The organism is Pseudomonas sp. 05N433 (genome assembly GCF_056396925.1).
On record NZ_JBFTML010000171.1, the window covers coordinates 1 to 338 of the forward strand.

Here is a 338-nt window from a genome sequence, read left to right on the forward strand (position 1 = left end):
GGTGGTGACGCGCAAGGCGACACCCTGGTCAACATCGAAAAGGTCATCGGTACGGGGTTCAACGACACGTTCAACGTTGACCTGAGCACCGTGACCCTTGATGGGGGCGCGGGTGATGATGTCTACATCATCAACGGTTCTGGCGGCACGATCATCGAGCAGGTGGGTGGCGGTAATGACGAGATCCGTACCAGCTACGCCACTTTCTCCATGGCGGCCAACGTTGAGCGCCTGACGTATACCGGGGCGGCAGCCTTTACCGGTTACGGCAACGCCAGCGACAACATCATCAGCGGCGGTGCCGGTAATGACGTGCTGTTTGGTGGCGGCGGTGCAGA

Annotated in this window: 1 pseudogene; it reads left to right on the forward strand. The window is 60.1% G+C overall.

Annotated elements, in window-relative coordinates:
- A pseudogene (locus AC1DIS_RS30210) lies at positions 1-338 on the forward strand (beta strand repeat-containing protein); the annotation flags it as partial.